The sequence below is a fragment of the Roseomonas aerilata DSM 19363 genome, assembly GCF_000711725.1.
Taxonomy (GTDB): domain Bacteria; phylum Pseudomonadota; class Alphaproteobacteria; order Acetobacterales; family Acetobacteraceae; genus Roseomonas; species Roseomonas aerilata.
In genome coordinates, this window is the sequence record NZ_JONP01000003.1 from 1 (window position 1) to 17,464 (window position 17,464).

General features: G+C 71.6%; 15 protein-coding genes. 11 read left to right on the forward strand and 4 right to left on the reverse strand.

The annotated features are described in order from the left end of the window. From BO39_RS04300 to mutM, 4 genes are all read right to left on the reverse strand, one after another. Positions 1-1,509, reverse strand: coding sequence for an aldehyde dehydrogenase (locus BO39_RS04300; protein ID WP_043830476.1), 1,509 nt, complete (start codon positions 1,507-1,509; stop codon positions 1-3). Positions 1,510-1,524: 15 nt separating this feature from the next. Further along, positions 1,525-3,141, reverse strand: a complete 1,617-nt coding sequence (gene mdlC, locus BO39_RS04305; protein WP_043830478.1) for a benzoylformate decarboxylase — start codon at positions 3,139-3,141, stop codon at positions 1,525-1,527. Then, complete coding sequence (locus tag BO39_RS04310; RefSeq protein ID WP_245614953.1) at positions 3,138-3,701, reverse strand: MarR family winged helix-turn-helix transcriptional regulator; 564 nt, start codon at positions 3,699-3,701, stop codon at positions 3,138-3,140. Before BO39_RS04310 ends, mdlC begins: the two co-directional genes overlap by 4 nt. 99 nt (positions 3,702-3,800) lie before the next feature. Then, positions 3,801-4,694 carry a bifunctional DNA-formamidopyrimidine glycosylase/DNA-(apurinic or apyrimidinic site) lyase gene (gene mutM, locus BO39_RS04315; RefSeq protein ID WP_043830479.1) on the reverse strand — a complete coding sequence of 298 codons (894 nt, stop codon included), beginning with the start codon at positions 4,692-4,694 and terminating at the stop codon, positions 3,801-3,803. 107 nt (positions 4,695-4,801) lie between these two features. On the opposite strand from mutM, the gene BO39_RS04320 reads away from it, so the two are divergent. The 11 genes from BO39_RS04320 to BO39_RS04370 all read left to right on the forward strand — a co-directional run bounded on the left by BO39_RS04320 (position 4,802) and on the right by BO39_RS04370 (position 17,326). Continuing rightward, positions 4,802-6,493 carry a gamma-glutamyltransferase family protein gene (locus BO39_RS04320; protein ID WP_052401472.1) on the forward strand — a complete coding sequence of 564 codons (1,692 nt, stop codon included), beginning with the start codon at positions 4,802-4,804 and terminating at the stop codon, positions 6,491-6,493. 164 nt (positions 6,494-6,657) lie between these two features. Next, entirely contained in the window at positions 6,658-7,377 is a 720-nt protein-coding gene (locus tag BO39_RS04325; RefSeq protein WP_043830481.1) for a hypothetical protein, read from the forward strand. A 77-nt stretch (positions 7,378-7,454) separates the two neighbouring features. Further along, the gene (locus BO39_RS04330; RefSeq protein WP_043830483.1) at positions 7,455-8,834 is read left to right on the forward strand and encodes a hypothetical protein; all 1,380 of its coding nucleotides are present in this window, start codon (positions 7,455-7,457) and stop codon (positions 8,832-8,834) included. Positions 8,835-8,893: 59 nt separating this feature from the next. Further along, complete coding sequence (locus tag BO39_RS04335) at positions 8,894-9,640, forward strand: class I SAM-dependent methyltransferase (RefSeq protein ID WP_043830484.1); 747 nt, start codon at positions 8,894-8,896, stop codon at positions 9,638-9,640. Then, positions 9,637-11,067 carry a bifunctional phosphopantothenoylcysteine decarboxylase/phosphopantothenate synthase gene (locus tag BO39_RS04340; RefSeq protein WP_245614954.1) on the forward strand — a complete coding sequence of 477 codons (1,431 nt, stop codon included), beginning with the start codon at positions 9,637-9,639 and terminating at the stop codon, positions 11,065-11,067. Before BO39_RS04335 ends, BO39_RS04340 begins: the two co-directional genes overlap by 4 nt. Continuing rightward, positions 11,067-11,516 (forward strand): dUTP diphosphatase, encoded by a 450-nt coding sequence (gene dut / locus BO39_RS04345; protein ID WP_043830485.1) that lies wholly within the window; start codon positions 11,067-11,069, stop codon positions 11,514-11,516. The genes BO39_RS04340 and dut overlap by 1 nt, the downstream gene beginning before the upstream one ends. 104 nt (positions 11,517-11,620) lie before the next feature. Then, on the forward strand, positions 11,621-14,011 hold the full coding sequence (locus tag BO39_RS04350; protein ID WP_052401473.1) for a M10 family metallopeptidase: 2,391 nt from the start codon (positions 11,621-11,623) through the stop codon (positions 14,009-14,011). Between the two features lie 70 nt (positions 14,012-14,081). Beyond that, positions 14,082-14,879: a HesA/MoeB/ThiF family protein gene (locus BO39_RS04355; RefSeq protein ID WP_043830487.1), complete on the forward strand. Its 798-nt coding sequence runs from the start codon at positions 14,082-14,084 to the stop codon at positions 14,877-14,879. Then, positions 14,876-15,247 (forward strand): DsrE family protein, encoded by a 372-nt coding sequence (locus BO39_RS04360; protein WP_043830489.1) that lies wholly within the window; start codon positions 14,876-14,878, stop codon positions 15,245-15,247. Before BO39_RS04355 ends, BO39_RS04360 begins: the two co-directional genes overlap by 4 nt. A gap of 77 nt (positions 15,248-15,324) precedes the next feature. Beyond that, entirely contained in the window at positions 15,325-16,251 is a 927-nt protein-coding gene (locus tag BO39_RS30860; protein ID WP_245614955.1) for an SH3 domain-containing protein, read from the forward strand. Positions 16,252-16,348: 97 nt separating this feature from the next. Next, positions 16,349-17,326, forward strand: a complete 978-nt coding sequence (locus BO39_RS04370) for a Bug family tripartite tricarboxylate transporter substrate binding protein (RefSeq protein WP_043830491.1) — start codon at positions 16,349-16,351, stop codon at positions 17,324-17,326. Positions 17,327-17,464: the final 138 nt, after the last annotated feature.

Genomic DNA, 17,464 nt, shown 5'->3' on the forward strand with positions numbered 1-17,464 from the left:
TCAGTGCGCGCCGGGCGTTGCCGGGGGCGGCGATGCGGCGTCCTTCGCGGCCGCGGGCGGGAAGGGATATTGCCCTGGCCGCGTCTCGACGGTGATCCAGCGCAGCTCCGTGAACTCCGCGATCCCTGCGCGCCCGCCGAAGCGGCCGTAGCCGGAGGACTTGGTGCCGCCGAAGGGCATCTGCGCCTCGTCATGCACGGTCGGGCCGTTCACGTGGCAGATGCCGCTCTCGATCCGCTGCGCCAGCGCGATGCCGCGCGCCACGTCCCGCGTGAAGATCGCGGCGGACAGTCCGTACTCCGTGTCATTCGCCACGCGCAGCGCTTCCTCGGCGTCCTTCACGCGGATCATCGCGACGACCGGCCCGAAGGACTCCTCGGCATAGAGGGCCATCGCCGGCGTCACGCGATCGACGATGGCGGCCGGCATGATCGTTCCCTGCCGCGCGCCGCCCCCGTGCACCACCGCGCCCTTGGAGGCCGCGTCGGCGATCATGCGCTCCACCTTCACGGCGGAGGCCTCGTCCACCACCGAGCCGAGGAACACGTTGCCGCCGCGCGGGTCGCCCACCGGCAGCGCCGCGACGAAGTCGGCGAGCCGCTGCGCGAACTCGTCCGCGATACTCTCCACCACCACCAGCCGCTCGGTGGACATGCAGATCTGGCCCTGGTTCATGAAGGCGCCGAAGGCGGCGGCCTTCACGGCCTCGTCCAGGTCCGCGTCCTCCAGCACGATCATCGGCGCCTTGCCGCCTAGCTCGAGCAGCACGGGCTTGAGGTGCCGCGCCGCGTGCACGGCCACGATCCGCCCCACCTTGGTGGAGCCGGTGAAGTTGATCCGCCGCACCGCCTTGTGCGCGATCATCGCCTCCACCACTGCCGGTGCGTCCTCGGCCGAGTGCGTCACCACGTTCACCACGCCGGGCGGCACCCCGCCCTCGCGCAGGGCCTGGGCGATCAGGCTGTGCGTGCCCGGACAGAGCTCGCTCGCCTTCAGCACCACCGTGTTGCCGCAGGCCAGCGGCAGCGCCAGCGCGCGCACGCCGAGGATGACCGGCGCGTTCCACGGCGCCATCCCCAGCACCACGCCGACGGGCGCGCGGATCGACATCGCAAGGCAGCCGGGCTTGTCCGAGGGGATCACCTCGCCCGTCGTCTGCGTCGTCATCGCCGCCGCCTCGCGCAGCATGCCGGCGGCCAGGTGCACGTTGAACCCGGCCCAGCCGGCCGTCGCGCCGATCTCCTCCGCCATCAGCCGGATGAACTCGGGCGCCCTGGCGGCCAGCGCGTCGGCGGCCTTCAGCAGGATGCCGCGCCGCGCGCCCGGGCCGATGGCGGACCAGGCGGGGAAGGCGGCCGCGGCCGCGTCGCAGGCGGCCTCGGCATCGGCCACCGTCGCGGCGGCGGCGCGGGTCGCGACCTCTCCCGTGACGGGGTTGCGGCGCTCGAAGGTTCCCTCGCCCGTGGCCGGGCGGTCGCCCTCGCCAATGATCAGCGGTACGTCCAGCATGGTTGTCTCCTCCGGTTATTTCTTGTCGTAGAGCTGCGGGATGACCGGATCGATCACCACCTCGACCACCATCGGCCCCTTGCTCGCCATGGCCTCCGCCAGCGCGTCGTCCAGCTCGTCCGGCGTGGCCGCGATGCGCCCTGGGCATCCCATGCCGCGTGCCATGGAGACGAAGTCGAGCCCCGGCAGGTCGATGCCCGGCGCGTCCCGCACCTGCAGCACGCGCGAGAAGGAGCGCATCGCGCCGTAGCCCGCGTTGTTCATCACGACGACGGCCAGCGGCAGCTTCTCCTGCACCGCCGTCCAGATCGCCTGCGGCGAGTACATGAAGGACCCGTCGCCGATGAGGCAGACCACCCGCTGCCCGCGGTTGGCCAGCGCGACGCCCACCGCGCCCGGCAGGCTGTAGCCCAGCCCGCCGCTCGCCATGGTGAAGAAGCCTCCCCATTCGCGGATCGGCATCTGGGCGTGCATCGCCGGCCGGTGGGAGGGCGCCTCCTCCACGAGGATGGCGCCCTCCGGCATCGCGGCGTGCAGCCGGTGCAGCGCGTAGGGCGCGCCGAGCGGACTGCCCGGCTCGGGCGGCGCCGGGCGGGCGCGCGGAGTGGGCAGGGGCCGCGCCGCGCCCTCGATCAGCGCGGCCAGCGCCGGCAGCCCGTGCCGCAGCGCGCCGAGGATCGCCGTGCCCACGGGTGCAGAGGCCGCGGTCTCCGTGTCCGTCGTCATCTGGATGATCGGGATGCCCGTCGAGAACAGCGCGCATTCGCCCGGCACATGGAAGGTGAAGACCGGCGCGCCGATCACCAGCACCAGGTCGTGCCCGATGAGCGTATCCGAGACCTGCTGAGGCGAGGCGTGCAGGTGCCCGGCGAAGAGCGGGTGGTCCTCCGGGAAGGAGAGGCGGGAGGAGAAGGGGCTCGTCCAGACCGGCGCGCCGATGCGCTCGGCCAGTGCCACCATCGCCGGCCCCGCGCCCTCTGCATCGACCTCGGGGCCCACCACCAGCACGGGGCGGCGCGCGGCATCGATCGCGCGCGCGGCCTCTGCCAGCGCGGCCGGATCGGGCGCCGTGTCCGGGTACCAAGCGCGCGCCGTAACGGGCCGGCAGGACGCCGACCAGTCGTCGAAGGGGATGGAGACGAAGGTCGGGCCATAGGGCCGCTGCATGGCGATCCGGTGCGCCTGGGCGATCGCCGCCGGCACGTCCTCTGCCCGAGCGGGCTCGACCGAGAACTTCACATAGGGCCTCGGGAAATGCGCCGCCTCGGTCGCGCCGAGAAAGGGATAGTTCGGCAGCAACGCCCGCGTCTGCTGCCCCGCCGTGATCACCATCGGCGCCCCGTTCCTCATTGCCGTGAACACGTTGCCCAGCGCGTGCCCGACGCCCGCCGCGGAGTGCAGGTTCACCATGGCGCAGCGGCCGGTCGCGCGGGCATAGCCGTCGGCCATCCCGACCACGCTCGCCTCCTGCAGGCCGAGCACGTAGTGGAAGTCCGAGGGCCAGCGGTCGAGGAAGGGCAGCTCCGTCGATCCCGGATTGCCGAAGACCGTGGTCATGCCGAGCTGCCGCAGCAGGTCAAAGGTCGCGTCCCGCACGGTGGTGCGGGACTGGGTGGCGTTTCCGTCCATCATTGAGCGTCCGTATCCAGCCCCGCGATCAGGCGGCGCAGCGTGTCGAGGAAGGCGGCGCGGTGCTCCGCGCCCACCAGCCGGTCGAGGGCGCGATCATGCGCCTCGGCGTGCCGGCTCAGCGCCGTGAGCGCCGCCTCGCCGGCGGGAGTGAGGGAGAGAGCGTAGCTCCGCCGGTCCGCACCCCTGTCCCGCCGCACGAGGCCGCAGCGCTCCAGCTCTGCCAGCGCGGGGGTGAGGGTGGATTTGTCGCGCCCCACGGCAAGGCCGAGCGCGGTCTGCGACAGACCGGGATTCTCACGGATCATGGCGAGGATTGCGAAGCGCCCGGGCTTCAGTCCCGACCCTGCCCCATCCGACCCCGCGTTGCGCCGGGCGAAGGCCGCGAAGGAGGCCTCCTGCGCCAGCCGAAGGTGGAAGCCGATCGTGTCCGTCAGCGGCCCGAGCCGCACCCCGCCGCGCTCCGCGGGCGCGCCCTCCAGCACGCGCAGCGCGGGCGCTGCGCCCCTGCGGGGCCGTGGCTGCGCGGCAGGCGCGGGACTTGCGGGCAAGGGCTGGGTCAAGTCGCTTCCTCTTCCGGCGGCGCGTCATGGATCGCGCACCGCTCGGGGAGAACCGTAGGGGATCAAACGATCGCCCCGCAAGGGCGGCGTGGGGCGGGCTTATCGTTGAGTGCGCGGGCAGAAAAAGCTGCTGCGGCCACTCTGCACGATCCGCGCGACGCCCGCGCAGGCCGGCGGCCCTGGGCAGCGCGGGCAGGGCTGGCCGAGCCGGTCATAGACCTCGAAGCGGTCCTGAAAGCGGCCGATCTCGCCGTCGCTCCGCACGTAGTCGCGCAGCGAGGACCCGCCGGCCTCGATGGCTTCCGTCAGCACCGTCTTGATCGCGGGCACCAGGCGCGCGGCGCGAGCCCCCGGCACCGTCGCGGCCAGGCGGCGGGGCGAAATGCCCGCGCGGAACAGCGCCTCCGCCACGTAGATGTTGCCCAGCCCGGCCACCACGCCCTGGTCGAGCAGCGCCGCCTTGATCGGCGTGTTCTTGCCGATCAGCGAGCGGGAGAGGGAGACGGCGTTGAACCCCTCCTCCAACGGCTCCGGCCCCATGCCCTGCAACAGCCGGTGCGAATCCTCGCCCTCGGTCGGCACGAGGTCGAGGCAGCCGAAGCGTCGCGGGTCCTGGAAGCCGACGCGCCACCCGTCTTCCGTCTCCATCATCAGGTGCTCGTGCGCGAGCCCGTCGAAAGCACCGCGCGCGTCCGAGAAGGCGCCCTGAGGCGCGATTCGCGGCACCGGACCCTCACCCGGCGGCCGCGCCACCATCCGCCCGGACATGCCGAGATGGATGAGGGCCGACTCCCCCTCCGACAGCCGCATGAGCATGTACTTGCCCCGCCGCCGGAACCCCTCGACGCGCCGGCCGCCGAGCCGTTCGGCCAGGTTCTCGGGGAAGGGCCAGCGCAGGCCGGCCCGGCGGGTCTCGGCGCGGGCGATGGTCCGGCCGGTGAGCACGGCGGAGAGGCCGCGCATCACGGTCTCGACTTCGGGCAGTTCGGGCATGGGGGGGATATGGGGATCGTGCGCGGCACCTTCAGCCGGCGGGGCGGGACCCTCGCCCGCGGCGCCCGGCGGCCATAAGCTCCGCCACCTGCCCCGGGAGAGAACCGATGCGCCTGCGTCCCGCCCTCCTCATCGCCGCGCTCCTGGCCGTGGGCGCCCCAGCGGGCGCCGTCGAGGGCCCCGCCCGGCAGATGGTCGCCGCCGCCCACCCGCTCGCGGCCTGGGCCGGCCTCGACATCCTCCGGGCCGGCGGCAGCGCGGCGGATGCGGCGGTTGCGGTGCAGGCCGTGCTCTCGGTCGTGGAGCCGAACGCCACCGGCCTTCTCGGCGGCGCCCTCCTTCTCCACTGGGATGCCGCCGCGCGCCGCCTTGCGGGCTACGAGGGCATTGCCTCGGCCCCGGCCGCCGCCACCTCCCGCCTCGTCGAAGCGGCGGAGGGCACGCGTGTCGGCGCGGCGACCGTCGCCCGCTCCGGCCGCGCGGTTGGCGTGCCCGGCACACTGCGGATGCTCGCCCTCGTCCATGCCGACCACGGGCGCCTGCCCTGGCGCGACTTGCTGACCTCCGCCATCCGCGCGGCGGAGGAGGGCTTCCCGATGCCGCCCACGCTCCACCGCGTCATCGGCACCCGCGCCGCGGAGCTTGCGCGCGATCCCGATATCCGTGCCCTCTTCTTCGGCCCCGACGGCAAGCCCCTTTCGGTCGGCACCCCGATCCGCAATCCCGCCCAGGCCGCCGCCTTGCGCCTGCTCGCTGAAGCCGGCCCCGAGGCCCTCTACCGCGGCCCGCTCGTCGGCGCGATTCTGGAGGCAGCTGGCCGCGAGCCCGTGCCCGGCTGGATGACCGCCGAGGACCTTGCGGGCTACGAGGCCAAGCGCCGCGACCCCGTCTGCTCCGCCGCCTTCGGTCGCCAGGTCTGCTCGGCCTCGCCACCTTCCTCCGGCGGTGTCGCTGTGCAGCAGCAAGTGGGGATGCTCGACCGCCTCGGCATCGCGCGCCTCGCGCCGGATTCAGCGGAGGCTGCACATCTCATCCTCGAGGCCAGCCGCCTCGCGACCGCCGACCGCCGGCGCTGGATGGGCGACCCGGATCGCGTGCCCGTGCCCACCGCGCCCCTTGTCTCCCCTGCCTATCTCGATTCGCGCGCCCAGCTGATCGACCTCGCCCGCGCCATGGCCGAGGCCCCCGCCGGCAACCCGCTGGAGCGCCACGGCGCCCTTCCCGCCGCCTCCGATCCCCTCGCGCTCGCCGGCACCTCGCATATCGCCATCGTGGACGCCGCGGGCAACGCGGTCTCCTTCACCACCACCAACAACCTCAACTTCGGAGCGGAGCGGCTGGCCGCCGGAATCACCCTCAACAACGGCCTGACCAACTTCGCGGCCAATCCTGGCCCCGCCGAGGCCCCCACCTTCAACGCGATGGCCGGCGGCAAGCGCCCCGTCACCACCATGGCGCCGACCATCGTCCTCGGGGCGGACGGCCCGCCGGAACTCGTCGTCGGCGCTGGCGGCGGGGCGCGCATCGTCGATTCCGTCGCGGTCGCGATGGTGGAGGTCCTTGCCTGGGGCGCCGACACCCGCCGCGCCACCGGCCGCCCGCGCATCGGCGCCCAGAACGGCGCAGAGGAGCTGGAGGCGGGCACCGAAGCCGCCACCCTCGCCGAACCGCTGCGCGCCATGGGCCATGCGCCGCGCCTTGTGGAGATGAACACGGGCCTGCAGCTCATCCGCCGCGTCCCCGGCGGCTGGGAAGGGGCGGCGGATCCGCGGCGCGACGGGATAGCGTTAGGGGAGTAAGGGCGGGGGCGCAGCCCGGCGGAGCAAGGATGGCTCGGGTGATTCAGCCATGATAGAGCAGTGCCAGCCGTTTCTGCCCGTCAGCAGGGCGAGACGAAGCGCAGGATAGTTCGACACAGGTGATGATCCGGTCATTCTCTGGAAATAGGAAGCACCTTCTCCAGTTGCTGTTTGGAGCTTCGCTGGCCGGCGCCATCGCCATCGCGCTGCTCTTCGCACTTCGTCTTTCGATCATGGTGCCGCTCGGGCAGGGCGACGGTGCGTACCAGACCGCAAGCGGGCTGCACCGCCTGCTGGATGGGCAGTGGCCTGGCCGTGACTTCTTTCCCTATCTCGGCCTCAGCCTTCTCTATGCCCTCTTTCCTGCCTTCCTGGCGGGCGGCGGTACCATGGCGGCCAGCGTTTTCTCCGCCTATTTCCTTGTCCTGCTCTCCTTCGCGTTCAGTGTTGGGCTTATCGCCGTCCTCCTCGCGCGCCGGTTGGCGGTTGGCACCCTCATCGGCGTGGTGCTGCTTTGCACCGCGGTTTTATTCTACAACTCCCTTCCAGCTGAGTTCGTCAGCCGCCTCACGCCGGGTAACAGCCTGCGGCCACTCCGTGCCTGCATCCCTTATATCGTCGCGGCCTGCTTCTTCGGAGTCGCGCGGCTGCCGATCCGTCTGCGGTGGAAGGCGGGGATCATCGGTGCCGTTATTGGCTTCGCGCTGACCTGGGCAACCGACAATGGCCCGCCAACAGCCCTTGTTTTCGGACTGCTCGGCATGATCTGGCTCTTTGGCCAGACCGGTTCCTTCTGGCGCAGCCTGGCCATCCCCGCCGTGAGCCTCGGCGCAGCGGCGGTCTTTTCACACTGCTCACCGCCGGTCATCCGCTGGAACTGGTGACGTATTACGCAGGGGTCAGCCACGATCAGGGCTGGTATTTCCCTTGTTGGTCCGAAGGCTGCCGGATCTTCACGCCGATGGACCTCTACACCCGGTTCGTCGGACCGGTTCATGGCTATTGGCTCGCCGTTCCGGTCCTGCTCACGCTGGCCGCCACGCTTCGCCGGTCCTTGCCGCTCGGCTTGGCCGCAGGGATAGGCTGGTCCCTGTTCCTCGGCAGCGTGGTCGCAGCCGTGGGCGGGCACATCGAGGTCGACTACGCGTCCGCGTACCTCTTTTGGGCGAAAGCGGCCGCTGCCGCCTCTCCGCTGCTGCTGCTGGCGCGCTGGTTCGAGGCTGACCGCCGGATGCCCGAATTGCCGACGGCAGCGGCGGTCACGGTCCTGACCCTGGTGACGCTGACGCAGGCCTGGAGGGTCTACGCGAGCGAACTCGCGGCGGCCAAGGTCAGTCCACTATCCTTCCATTCCGCTGAACTCGGCGGCTATGTTCATATCGCGTGGAAGGATTATATCAGCTTCGCGCTGTCGCATCGGAACGACTCTGTCGTCGAAGATTACTGGGGGCTGTGGAGCGCCGCGACACGTGTCCGAAGCCCCTATCCCACCGACTCCGCTATCCACGCTCTGGGCGGCACGCGTGAACTTTTTGCGGCGCGGTTCCGCGCGGCGCTGCCGGATTTTGCAGTCACTCCCCTGCCAGTGCAGCTGGGATATTTCACCGGCTGGCTCTACAGCACCAATTGGTGGCTCTACGGAAGCTTGCTGCAGCATTACAGTTCGGAGGTATCCAGTCCGACCACAACGCTCTGGCGACGCGACGCCGCGGCACGAACCTGGCCCTCCGTCGGATGCCATGTGGAAAACGGGCCCGACCCTGCCGTGATCGTCGAGAGCGAGTCGACTGGATACTACGAAGTCACCCTCTCCTATGAGGCGCACTTCGCTCGTACGACGCTACTTCGTGTGCGAAACAACATTAATTTCGCCGTCGATGCCGACGGTTTCCTCTCGATCGACCCCAAAGCCGGGCAATGGGTGTTTCCCGCAGCCATCCTCGTGCCCGGCCGCAACCGTCTGAATTTTCAATTGACGGCGCGGTTCGACACCCTGGCGGGCCTGCAACTCCGTGGGTGCACCGCGCGCGAAATCATCGTGGACCAGCCGACGGTATTCCCGAAGCCGGCGACCGGCACGGATGACCTTCCGATGGACCTGACGGACGGGAACTGGATCAACGGCGTCTACCGCTTCTCGCCAGCCTTCGTCATTGAGAACTCTCCGTCAAACCGTGAGCGGCTGACGCCTGGCACTACCTTGACCTTCTTCGATGGCAAGTCGCTCAAGATCATACGCCAGGATCAGAATGGTCCCTACCTCAATGTCTTCCTTGAGGGCACGTTCCCCCTTCACGGCGGCCATGGCTTCCCTCACCGTTTCGAGGTGCAGCGGCCCTGAGGGAGCCCTCGCCTCCCACCCCGCGTGACGCCGGCGCCTGCCGCCCCTATCCTCCCCCCATGTCCCAGCACGACGACACCATCGACTTCGGCTTCACCCCCGTCCCGCGCGAGAGCAAGGCGGGTCTCGTCCGCCAGGTCTTCGACAGCGTGGCGCCGAAATACGACGTCATGAACGACCTCATGTCGGTTGGCCTGCACCGCCTCTGGAAGCGCGCCTTCGTCAACGCCATCGGCGCGAGCCCGCGCGACACGCTGCTCGACCTCGCGGCCGGCACGGGCGACATCGGCTTCCTCGCGAAGGAGCGCGGCGCGGGCCGCGTGATCCTGGCCGACATCAACGCCGCCATGCTCGGCGTGGGGCAGGGCAGGGCGCTTGGCCGGGGTCTCGCCTCGGGGCTCGACTTCGTCTGCTGCGACGCGGAGAAGCTTCCCTTCCCCGACCGTTCGGTGGAGCGCGTCTCCATGGCCTTCGGCCTCCGCAACTGCACCGACAAGCCCGCCGTGCTGCGCGAGGCCCGGCGCGTGCTGCGCCCCGGCGGCCGTTTCCTCGTGCTGGAGTTCTCCCGCCTGCAGGTCGCCGCGCTCGACCCCCTTTATGACGCCTGGAGCTTCAAGGCCCTGCCCGCCATCGGCGCCCGCATCGCCAAGGATTCCGAAAGCTACCGCTACCTCGCCGAGAGCATCCGCATGATGCCCGACCAGGAGGCGCTGGCGACGATGTTCCGCGAAGCGGACCTCGAGAACGTCACCTACCGCAACCTCTCCGGCGGCATCGTCGCCATCCATGCCGGGTGGCGGCTGTGAGACTGAACGGCAAGCGCGTCCTCCTGATCGTCTCGGGCTCGGTCGCCGCCTACAAGTCGTTGGAACTGGCCCGGCTGCTGGGCAAGGCTGGCGCGACCGTTACCGGGCTGCTGACCGCCGGCGGCGCCCGCTTCGTCACGCCCCATGCGCTGCAGGCCATCACCGGCCGCCCGCTCGCGCAGGACCTCTGGTCGCTGGGGGAGGAAGCCGCCCGCGGCCATATCCGCCTCGCGCGCGAGACCGACCTCGTCGTCGTTGCCCCTGCCTCCGCGGACCGCCTCGCCCGCATGGCGGCGGGCCTGGCGGACGACCTCGCCGGCGCCGCCCTCCTGGCCTGGAACGGCCCTGTGCTCGTCGCCCCCGCCATGAACCCGACCATGTGGTCCCACCCTGCCACGGGCGCGAATGTTGCGACCCTCATGGCGCGCGGCGTCACCATCGTCGGGCCCGAGGACGGCCCCATGGCCGAGGCCGAGAGCGGCACCGGCCGCCTCTCCGAGCCCGCCACGATTCTCGCGGCCATCGAGGCCATCCTCTCCGACCCCGACCACGGCGCCCCCGACGCCGCGCTGGAGGACGCGCTCGACGCCGCCATTGCCGAGCAGGAGGGCGAGCCCGCGCCGCGCCCGCGGGCGCCATCTACCTCCAGCTTCACCGAGGGCCTGCCTCATCCGGCGGACCACCACGCCGACCCGGTGGAGGCCGCCTCCTCCTCCTTCTCCGCCTCCCGCGCCGGGGATGGCCCGGCGCCGCACAGCCTTCGCGGCGCCGCCCCGGGCGCCCTGCCGCTGGCGGGCCGCCACGCCCTTGTCACCTCCGGCCCCACGCACGAGCCGATCGACCCCGTGCGCTACCTCGCCAATCGCTCCTCCGGGCAGCAGGGCCACGCCATCGCGGCGGCGCTGGCGGCGCTCGGCGCGCGCGTCACTCTCGTCTCAGGCCCTGTCTCCATTCCTGATCCCCGGGGGGTGGAGGTCGTGCATGCCGAAACCGCCCGCGACATGCTGGCAGCCTGCGAGGCTGCGCTTCCGGCTGATGTCGCGATTTTCGCTGCCGCCGTCGCCGACTGGCGCCCGGCTGCCGTGGCCGCCCAGAAGATGAAGAAGCCCCTCGACCAGTCGGCGCCGCCGCTGGCGCTGGTGCCGAACCCGGACATCCTCGCCACCCTCTCGCGCCATCCGCGGCGCCCCGAACTCGTCATCGGCTTCGCCGCCGAGACGGAGCGGGTGATCGAGCACGCCCAGGCGAAGCTCGCGCGCAAGGGCTGCGACTGGATCGTGGCCAACGACGTCTCGGGCGATGCCATGGGCGGCGCGGAGAACACCGTCCACCTCGTGACCGGACACGGGGTGGAGCACTGGCCCCGGCTTCCCAAGGCGGAGGTTGCCGGCCGCCTGGCGGACCGCGTAGCCGAGACCTTCCGCTGATGACCGCGACCATCCGCGTCACCCGCCTGCCTCACGCGCAGGACCTTCCCTTGCCGAGTTACGTGACGGAGGGCGCGGCCGCGATGGACCTGCTGGCCGCCGTCGGCGCGCCTGCGGTGATCCCGCCCGGAGGGCGCGCCCTCATCCCCACCGGCCTTCGCGTGGCCCTGCCACCCGGTCACGAGTGGCAGATCCGCCCTCGCTCCGGCCTCGCGCTCAAGCACGGCATCGTCCTTCCGAACTCCCCCGGCACGATCGACGAGGACTATCGCGGTGAGGTGCAGGTCATCCTGCTCAACGCCGGCAACGAGCCCTTCCGGGTGGAGCGCGGCATGCGCATCGCCCAGGCGGTGCTCGCCCCGGTGCTACGCGCCGTGTTCGAGGAGGTGCCCGATCTGCCGGACACGCCGCGTGGCGAGGGCGGCTTCGGCAGCACCGGCGAGCGCTAGCCAGCGGAATGGAAATTCTTATCCATCTTGTAACGATGAAGTAAGGCTCCGAAACGTCCTCGGGGAACAGGGCGGCGTCGGATTGCCGCAGGAGTGGGGGAAGGATGCCTGGTCTCCATCAGCGCAGCGCCCGGGAGCCGCTCGACGACGGCCTGCCGGGTCAGGACCGGATGGAAGGGCCGGCGAACGGCACCGCCAACCCCTGCGAGGCAACCCTCGCCTCAACCGTGGTCCCGGTCGGGATGGAGGTTGGCCCCGCTGGCGAGTTGGACCTTTTCTCCATGCCGTCCGGCCAGACGCCTGGGGAAGCCGGCGCAACGGGCACGCTGTCGGGCGCAGTTACCGCGGCCCTTCCCGTCTACAGCAACGCGCAAATCGCCGATTACCTCGTGCACGGACCCTACTCGCACCCCGCCATCGGGGCGGTAAGCCTCTCGCTTTACGGAGGCATCACCTACAACATTGACGGGCTGACCGAAGGCGGGCGAGCCCTGGCGCGGGCGGCCCTGAACGCCTGGTCCGCGGTCAGTCCCATCAACTTCATTCAGACGAGCGCTGCCGCCGACATCAACTTCGACGACAACGCGAACGGCGCCTACGCGACGAGCGGCTACCACTTCTCGTTCCCGGCATTCATCACCGACGCACGCGTCAATGTCGGCCCGGACTGGCTGAGCCACTACGGCACCGGCCTGCTCAGCTACTCCTTTCAGAGCTACATCCACGAGATCGGCCACGCCCTCGGCCTCGGCCATGCCGGTCCCTACAACAACACGGCCACCTATGGCGTGGACAACATCTACCGCAACGATTCCTGGCAGGCGACGGTGATGTCCTATTTCGACCAGGACGAGAACACCTACATCAACGCGTCCCGTGCCTATGTGATCGGCCCGCAGGCGGCGGACATCCTCGCCGTTCAGGCGCTCTACGGCGCCTCGGTCGAGCGCGCGGGAAACACGACCTACGGCTTCAACTCGAACGCCGAGGACATCTACCGCGCGGCCACCTTTGCTGCGACCGACTACCTCCCCGTCAACTATAGCTACACGATCTTCGACAGCGGCGGCACCGACACGCTCGATTATTCCGGTTACGCGAGCGCTCAGCGGATCAGCCTTCTCCCCGGCGCCGCCTCCGATATCGGCGGCGAGGTCGGCAACATCATGATCATGGGCGGCACGGTCATCGAGAATGCCAAGGGTGGCTCGGGGAGCGACCAAGTCACCGGCAACGGCGCTGCGAACTGGCTCATCGGCAACGGCGGCGTGGACACGCTGTACGGCGATGCCAGAAACGACCGGCTGGACGGCGGCGCGAACGACGACGTGCTCTACGGCGACAGCGGCGCCGACATCCTCATCGGAGGCAGTGGCGTCGACATCGCCGCCTACCAGACCTACGCCACCATCGGAGTTGCCTGGGCCGGTGTCTGGGCGAGCCTGGCCGACCCAGCCGTCAACCGGGGCGATGCCGCCGGCGACACCTTTATCGAGATCGAGGGCCTGACCGGCACGAATTACGACGACATGCTCGCCGGCGACGAGAGCGCGAACAGGATCGAAGGCCTGGAGGGCAACGACATGCTCCTCGGCAATGGCGGGAACGATACCCTGCTCGGCGGCACCGGCGCCGATATCTTCCTTTGCGGCACGGGTAGCGACCTCGCCTTCGGCGGCTTCGCCAATGACACGATCTACGGCGAGGGCGGCGACGACCTCCTGCGCGGCGACGAGGGCGACGACACGCTGGTGGGCGATGCCGGCGCCGACATCCTCGTCGGTGGCGCCGGCAACGACCTCGCCTTCGGCGGCCTCGACAACGACACCTTCTACGGGGAAGCCGGCAACGATCACCTGCGCGGCGACGAGGGCGACGACACGCTGGTGGGCGATGCCGGCGCCGACATCCTCGTCGGCGGCGCCGGCAACGACCTCGCCTTCGGCGGCCTCGACAACGACACCTTCTACGGAGAAGCCGGCAGCGATCACCTGCGCGGCGACGAGGGCGACGACACTCTGGTGGGCGATGCCGGCGCCGACATCCTCGTCGGCGGCGCCGGCAACGACCTCGCCTTCGGCGGCCTCGACAACGACGCCTTCTACGGTGAGGCCGGCAACGATCACCTGCGCGGTGACGAGGGAGACGACATCCTCTTCGCCGGCGCCGGCAACGACATTCTGGTCGGCGGCACCGGCGCGGACGTGCTGCTGGGGGAGGGCGGCGACGACACGCTCTACGGCGAGGGTGGCGATGACCGCTTCGTCTTCGACCCCGGCGGGGGCAATGACATCGTCGCAGGCTTCGGCCACGCCGCCGGCGACCACGACGTGCTCCAGTTCCGGCCCGGCACGCTCGTCAGCTTCGCGCAGGTTAGCGCGGCCAGCCAGCTCGTCGGCGGGAATCTCGTCATCGCCTATACGGCGACGGACACGGTCACCATCCTCGGCGCCTCCCTTGGGTTCCTCACCCCGGGCAACCTCCTCTTCGGCTGACTGGGCTTCTCGGCCGCGATTGCACGCCCCCCGCTTGTCGCGCCGCGCCGGACCGCCGACATCCCTCACCATGGATGGATCCCTCCCCCAGGCGCCCAGCCTCGACTTCACCGAGGAGGAGCTTCACCGCTACTCCCGCCACATCCTCCTCGGCGAGGTCGGCGCCATCGGCCAAGCGCGGCTGCGCGAGGCCCGCGTGCTGGTGGTCGGGGCCGGCGGCCTCGGCTCGCCGCTGGCGATGTATCTCGCGGCCGCCGGCATCGGCACCATCGGCCTCGTGGACCACGACACGCTGGAGCTCTCCAACCTCCAGCGCCAGGTCGCCCACGCCACCGACCGCGTCGGCCGCCCGAAGGTGGAGAGCATGGCCGGGACGCTGCGCGCCCTGAATCCCCTCACCACCGTCGAGCCCTATGCGGTCCGTCTTACCGAGGAGACGGCGCGGGACCTCATCCCCCGCTACGACATCGTCTGCGACGGTACGGACAACTTCCCCACCCGCTTCCTTCTCGGCGATGCCTGCCACCGCCTCGGCCGGCCCCTCGTCTCCGCCGCCGTGCTGCGCTTCGAGGGGCAGCTCTCCACCTTCAAGTCGCATCTCGGCGCGCCGCATCCCTGCCACCGCTGCCTGCACCCCGAGCCGCCGCCCGAAGGCCTCGTCCCCTCCTGCGGGGAAGCGGGCGTGCTCGGCGCCGTAACCGGCGTTATGGGCACGCTCCAGGCGACAGAGGTCTTGAAGGAGGTGCTGGGCATCGGCCAATCCCTGTCCGGCCGCCTCCTCCTCTGGGACGCGCTGGACACGCGCTTCCGCACCATCCGCCTCCGCCGCGACCCCGCCTGCAAGCTCTGTGGCGCCGGGGAGGCATGAACCCCCTCGGCATCCTCCTCCGCGGGGAGGGGCACGAGCCCGCGCACTACGCCCTCGTGCTCGCCACCGCCGCGGCCGCCATCGGCCGCCCGGTCACGCTCTTCGCCACCAATGCCGGCCTCGCCCTCTTCCGCCGCGACGCGCCGCTTCTTTCCGATCCACGGGAAGCGCTGCTCGCCGGGCGCGGCGTCGCGGGCATCGCCACCCTGCTGGAGGCGGCGGAGGAACTCGGCCTCCGCCGCATCGCCTGCGAGGCCGGGCTGCGCGCCGAGGGGATCATGCCCGAAGCCCTGGCCGAGGGCGTGGAGGTGGCGGGTGTCGTGACCTTCCTTGAGGCGGTCGGGCCAGGCAACGCCCTCTCCCTGTAGCCGCGGCGGTTTTACAACGGGTGGTTGCACGCGGCGCCTTGACCCGCGGGCAGGGTTTTGCGCGTGATCGGGCCCTGATGAAACGCCTGCTCCCCTTCCTATCCCTCCTGCTCGCGCTCTCGCCGGAGGGCTGGGCTCAGACGGCCGGATCGCTGCCGCCCCCGGTTCCCCGCGGCGCCGCCGGGGCGCCCGCGCCGGCCGCCATGACACCTGCGCCGGGTGCCGCAGCGCCCGCCCCCTCCGGCCAGGCATCGCCGGCCGCCCCCGCGGCCGCGCGCCGCCCCGGCGCCAACCCGCCCCGCCCGGCCAGCGGCAGCGCCGCGCCTTCCGGGGCCGCACCCGCTGCCCGGGCGAACCCCTCGGCCAGCCCTGGCCGCCCGGCCAACCCGCCCGCCGGTGGCGCCGCGCCCTCCCGCCCGGGCCAGCCAAGGGGCGCCGAGGGGCGGGGCACGCAGCGCCGCCGCGCGGCCGGCGCCGCTGCGGGGACTGCGGCCGGAGCCGCCGCCGGCGCCGCGGCCGCGCCCCCCGCGCCGAGCCCCGCGCCCGCCCCGGCCGAGCCCCCGCCACCGCCGATCGGTCCCGTCACCAACCTTCCGCTGCCGCGCTTCGCCTCGCTGCGCGCCGAGGAGGTCAACCTCCGCGCCGGCCCCGGCACGCGTTACCCGATCGAGTGGACCTACCAGCGCCGCGACCTGCCCGTGCAGATCGTGCGCGAGTTCGAGCTCTGGCGCCGCATCCGCGACATGGAGGGCACGGAGGGCTGGGTGCACCAGTCCAACCTCACCGGGCGCCGCAACCTCGTCGTGACGGGGGAGGAGAGGGTGCTCCGCCGCCGCCCCGAGGAGTCGGGCGCCGTTGTCGCGCGCCTCCAGCCGGGCGTGCTCGGCCGCATCCGGCTCTGCGCGCCGGGGGAGGGCTGGTGCGAGGTCCAGGTGGGCGACCTCCGCGGCTGGCTCCGCCGCACCGACTTCTTCGGGACGATGCCGGGGGAGGAGGTGAAATGATCCGCCCCCCGCCCTGGCTTGCCGACCGCCGCCCCGAGGCCCTATCCCGCTGAGGAGGGAGCGCCCGGCAGGGGCGCCGCGCAGGGGAAACGCCGCAATGACCGCACCGCACCGCCTCGGCCGCAGGCTCGCGCTTGCGCTTCCCGCGCTGGCCCTCGCCGCACGCGGGGCCGGGGCGCAGACCGCGGGCGGCGCGCCGCTCCGGCTCGTCGTGCCCTTCCCGGGCGGCACCACGCCCGACACGCTCGCCCGGCTTTACGGCGCCGCCATCTCCGGCCCGCTCGGCCAGCCCGTGGTGGTGGACAACCGCGCGGGCGGCGGCGGCATGATCGCGGCCGAGTTCGCGGCCCGCGCGGCGCCCGACGGCAATACCCTCTTCGTGGGCAGCAACGGCACGATCTCGATCAACAAGCACATTACCGACCGCATGCCCTTCGACCCCGACCGGGACTTCCGCCCGGTCGCCTTCCTCGGGGTCTCCATGCAGGTCCTCGTCGTCCGCCCCGGCCTCGCGACGGACCTCGCGAGCTTCCTCGCCCGTGCGCGGGCGCAGGAGGTGAACTACGCGAGCGTGGGCGCGGGCTCCGCCGGGCACCTCTTCATGGCGGGCCTCGTCAACCAGCTCGGGCTCAAGGGCCAGCACGTCCCCTACCGCGGCGCCCCTCAGGCCCTGCTCGAGATCGCCGCCGGGCGCGTGGAGGTGATGGTCGCCGCCATCGGCTCCGCCTTGCCCCTCATCCGGGAGGGCAAGGTGGTCGCGCTCGCCGTCACCGGCCCCGCCCGGGATCCTCTGCTGCCGGAGGTGCCGAGCTTCGAGCAGGCGGGCGTGCCCGGCTTCGCCCTGGGTGTCTGGAACGCCCTCTTCGCCCAGCGCGCGGTACCGGACGCGACGGTCGGGCGGATCGCCGCCGCCATCGCTGATGCCCAGCGGGACGAATCGGTGCGCCGCGGCGTGACGGCCGCCGGCTTCACGGTGGAGGCGCTCGATCCTGCCTCGATGAGCCGCTTCATCGCCGAGGAAAGCGCCCGCTGGGGCGAGATCGCGCGCGCGACGGGCGTCCGCCTGACTGACTGACCGGCGCGCCGGGCAGGGAGGCTTCGCCCGCTGCCCGGGCAAGGCGCCGGCGCGGCCCTCTGGCCACAACCGCCTCGCCTTGCGCCCGAACGCGCCGCTCCCCGAATTCCAGCCGTGTGCGAAAGAGTCTACAAGACT

What these genes read in the sequence shown, in the direction of transcription:
- BO39_RS04300 (WP_043830476.1), bottom strand. Translation starts at nt 1,509, where the DNA reads ATGCTGGACGTACCGCTGATCATTGGCGAGGGCGACCGCCCGGCCACG.
- mdlC (WP_043830478.1), bottom strand. Translation starts at nt 3,141, where the DNA reads ATGATGGACGGAAACGCCACCCAGTCCCGCACCACCGTGCGGGACGCG.
- mutM (WP_043830479.1), bottom strand. Translation starts at nt 4,694, where the DNA reads ATGCCCGAACTGCCCGAAGTCGAGACCGTGATGCGCGGCCTCTCCGCC.
- BO39_RS04320 (WP_052401472.1), top strand. Translation starts at nt 4,802, where the DNA reads ATGCGCCTGCGTCCCGCCCTCCTCATCGCCGCGCTCCTGGCCGTGGGC.
- BO39_RS04330 (WP_043830483.1), top strand. Translation starts at nt 7,455, where the DNA reads ATGGACCTCTACACCCGGTTCGTCGGACCGGTTCATGGCTATTGGCTC.
- BO39_RS04335 (WP_043830484.1), top strand. Translation starts at nt 8,894, where the DNA reads ATGTCCCAGCACGACGACACCATCGACTTCGGCTTCACCCCCGTCCCG.
- dut (WP_043830485.1), top strand. Translation starts at nt 11,067, where the DNA reads ATGACCGCGACCATCCGCGTCACCCGCCTGCCTCACGCGCAGGACCTT.
- BO39_RS04350 (WP_052401473.1), top strand. Translation starts at nt 11,621, where the DNA reads ATGCCTGGTCTCCATCAGCGCAGCGCCCGGGAGCCGCTCGACGACGGC.
- BO39_RS04355 (WP_043830487.1), top strand. Translation starts at nt 14,082, where the DNA reads ATGGATGGATCCCTCCCCCAGGCGCCCAGCCTCGACTTCACCGAGGAG.
- BO39_RS04360 (WP_043830489.1), top strand. Translation starts at nt 14,876, where the DNA reads ATGAACCCCCTCGGCATCCTCCTCCGCGGGGAGGGGCACGAGCCCGCG.
- BO39_RS30860 (WP_245614955.1), top strand. Translation starts at nt 15,325, where the DNA reads ATGAAACGCCTGCTCCCCTTCCTATCCCTCCTGCTCGCGCTCTCGCCG.
- BO39_RS04370 (WP_043830491.1), top strand. Translation starts at nt 16,349, where the DNA reads ATGACCGCACCGCACCGCCTCGGCCGCAGGCTCGCGCTTGCGCTTCCC.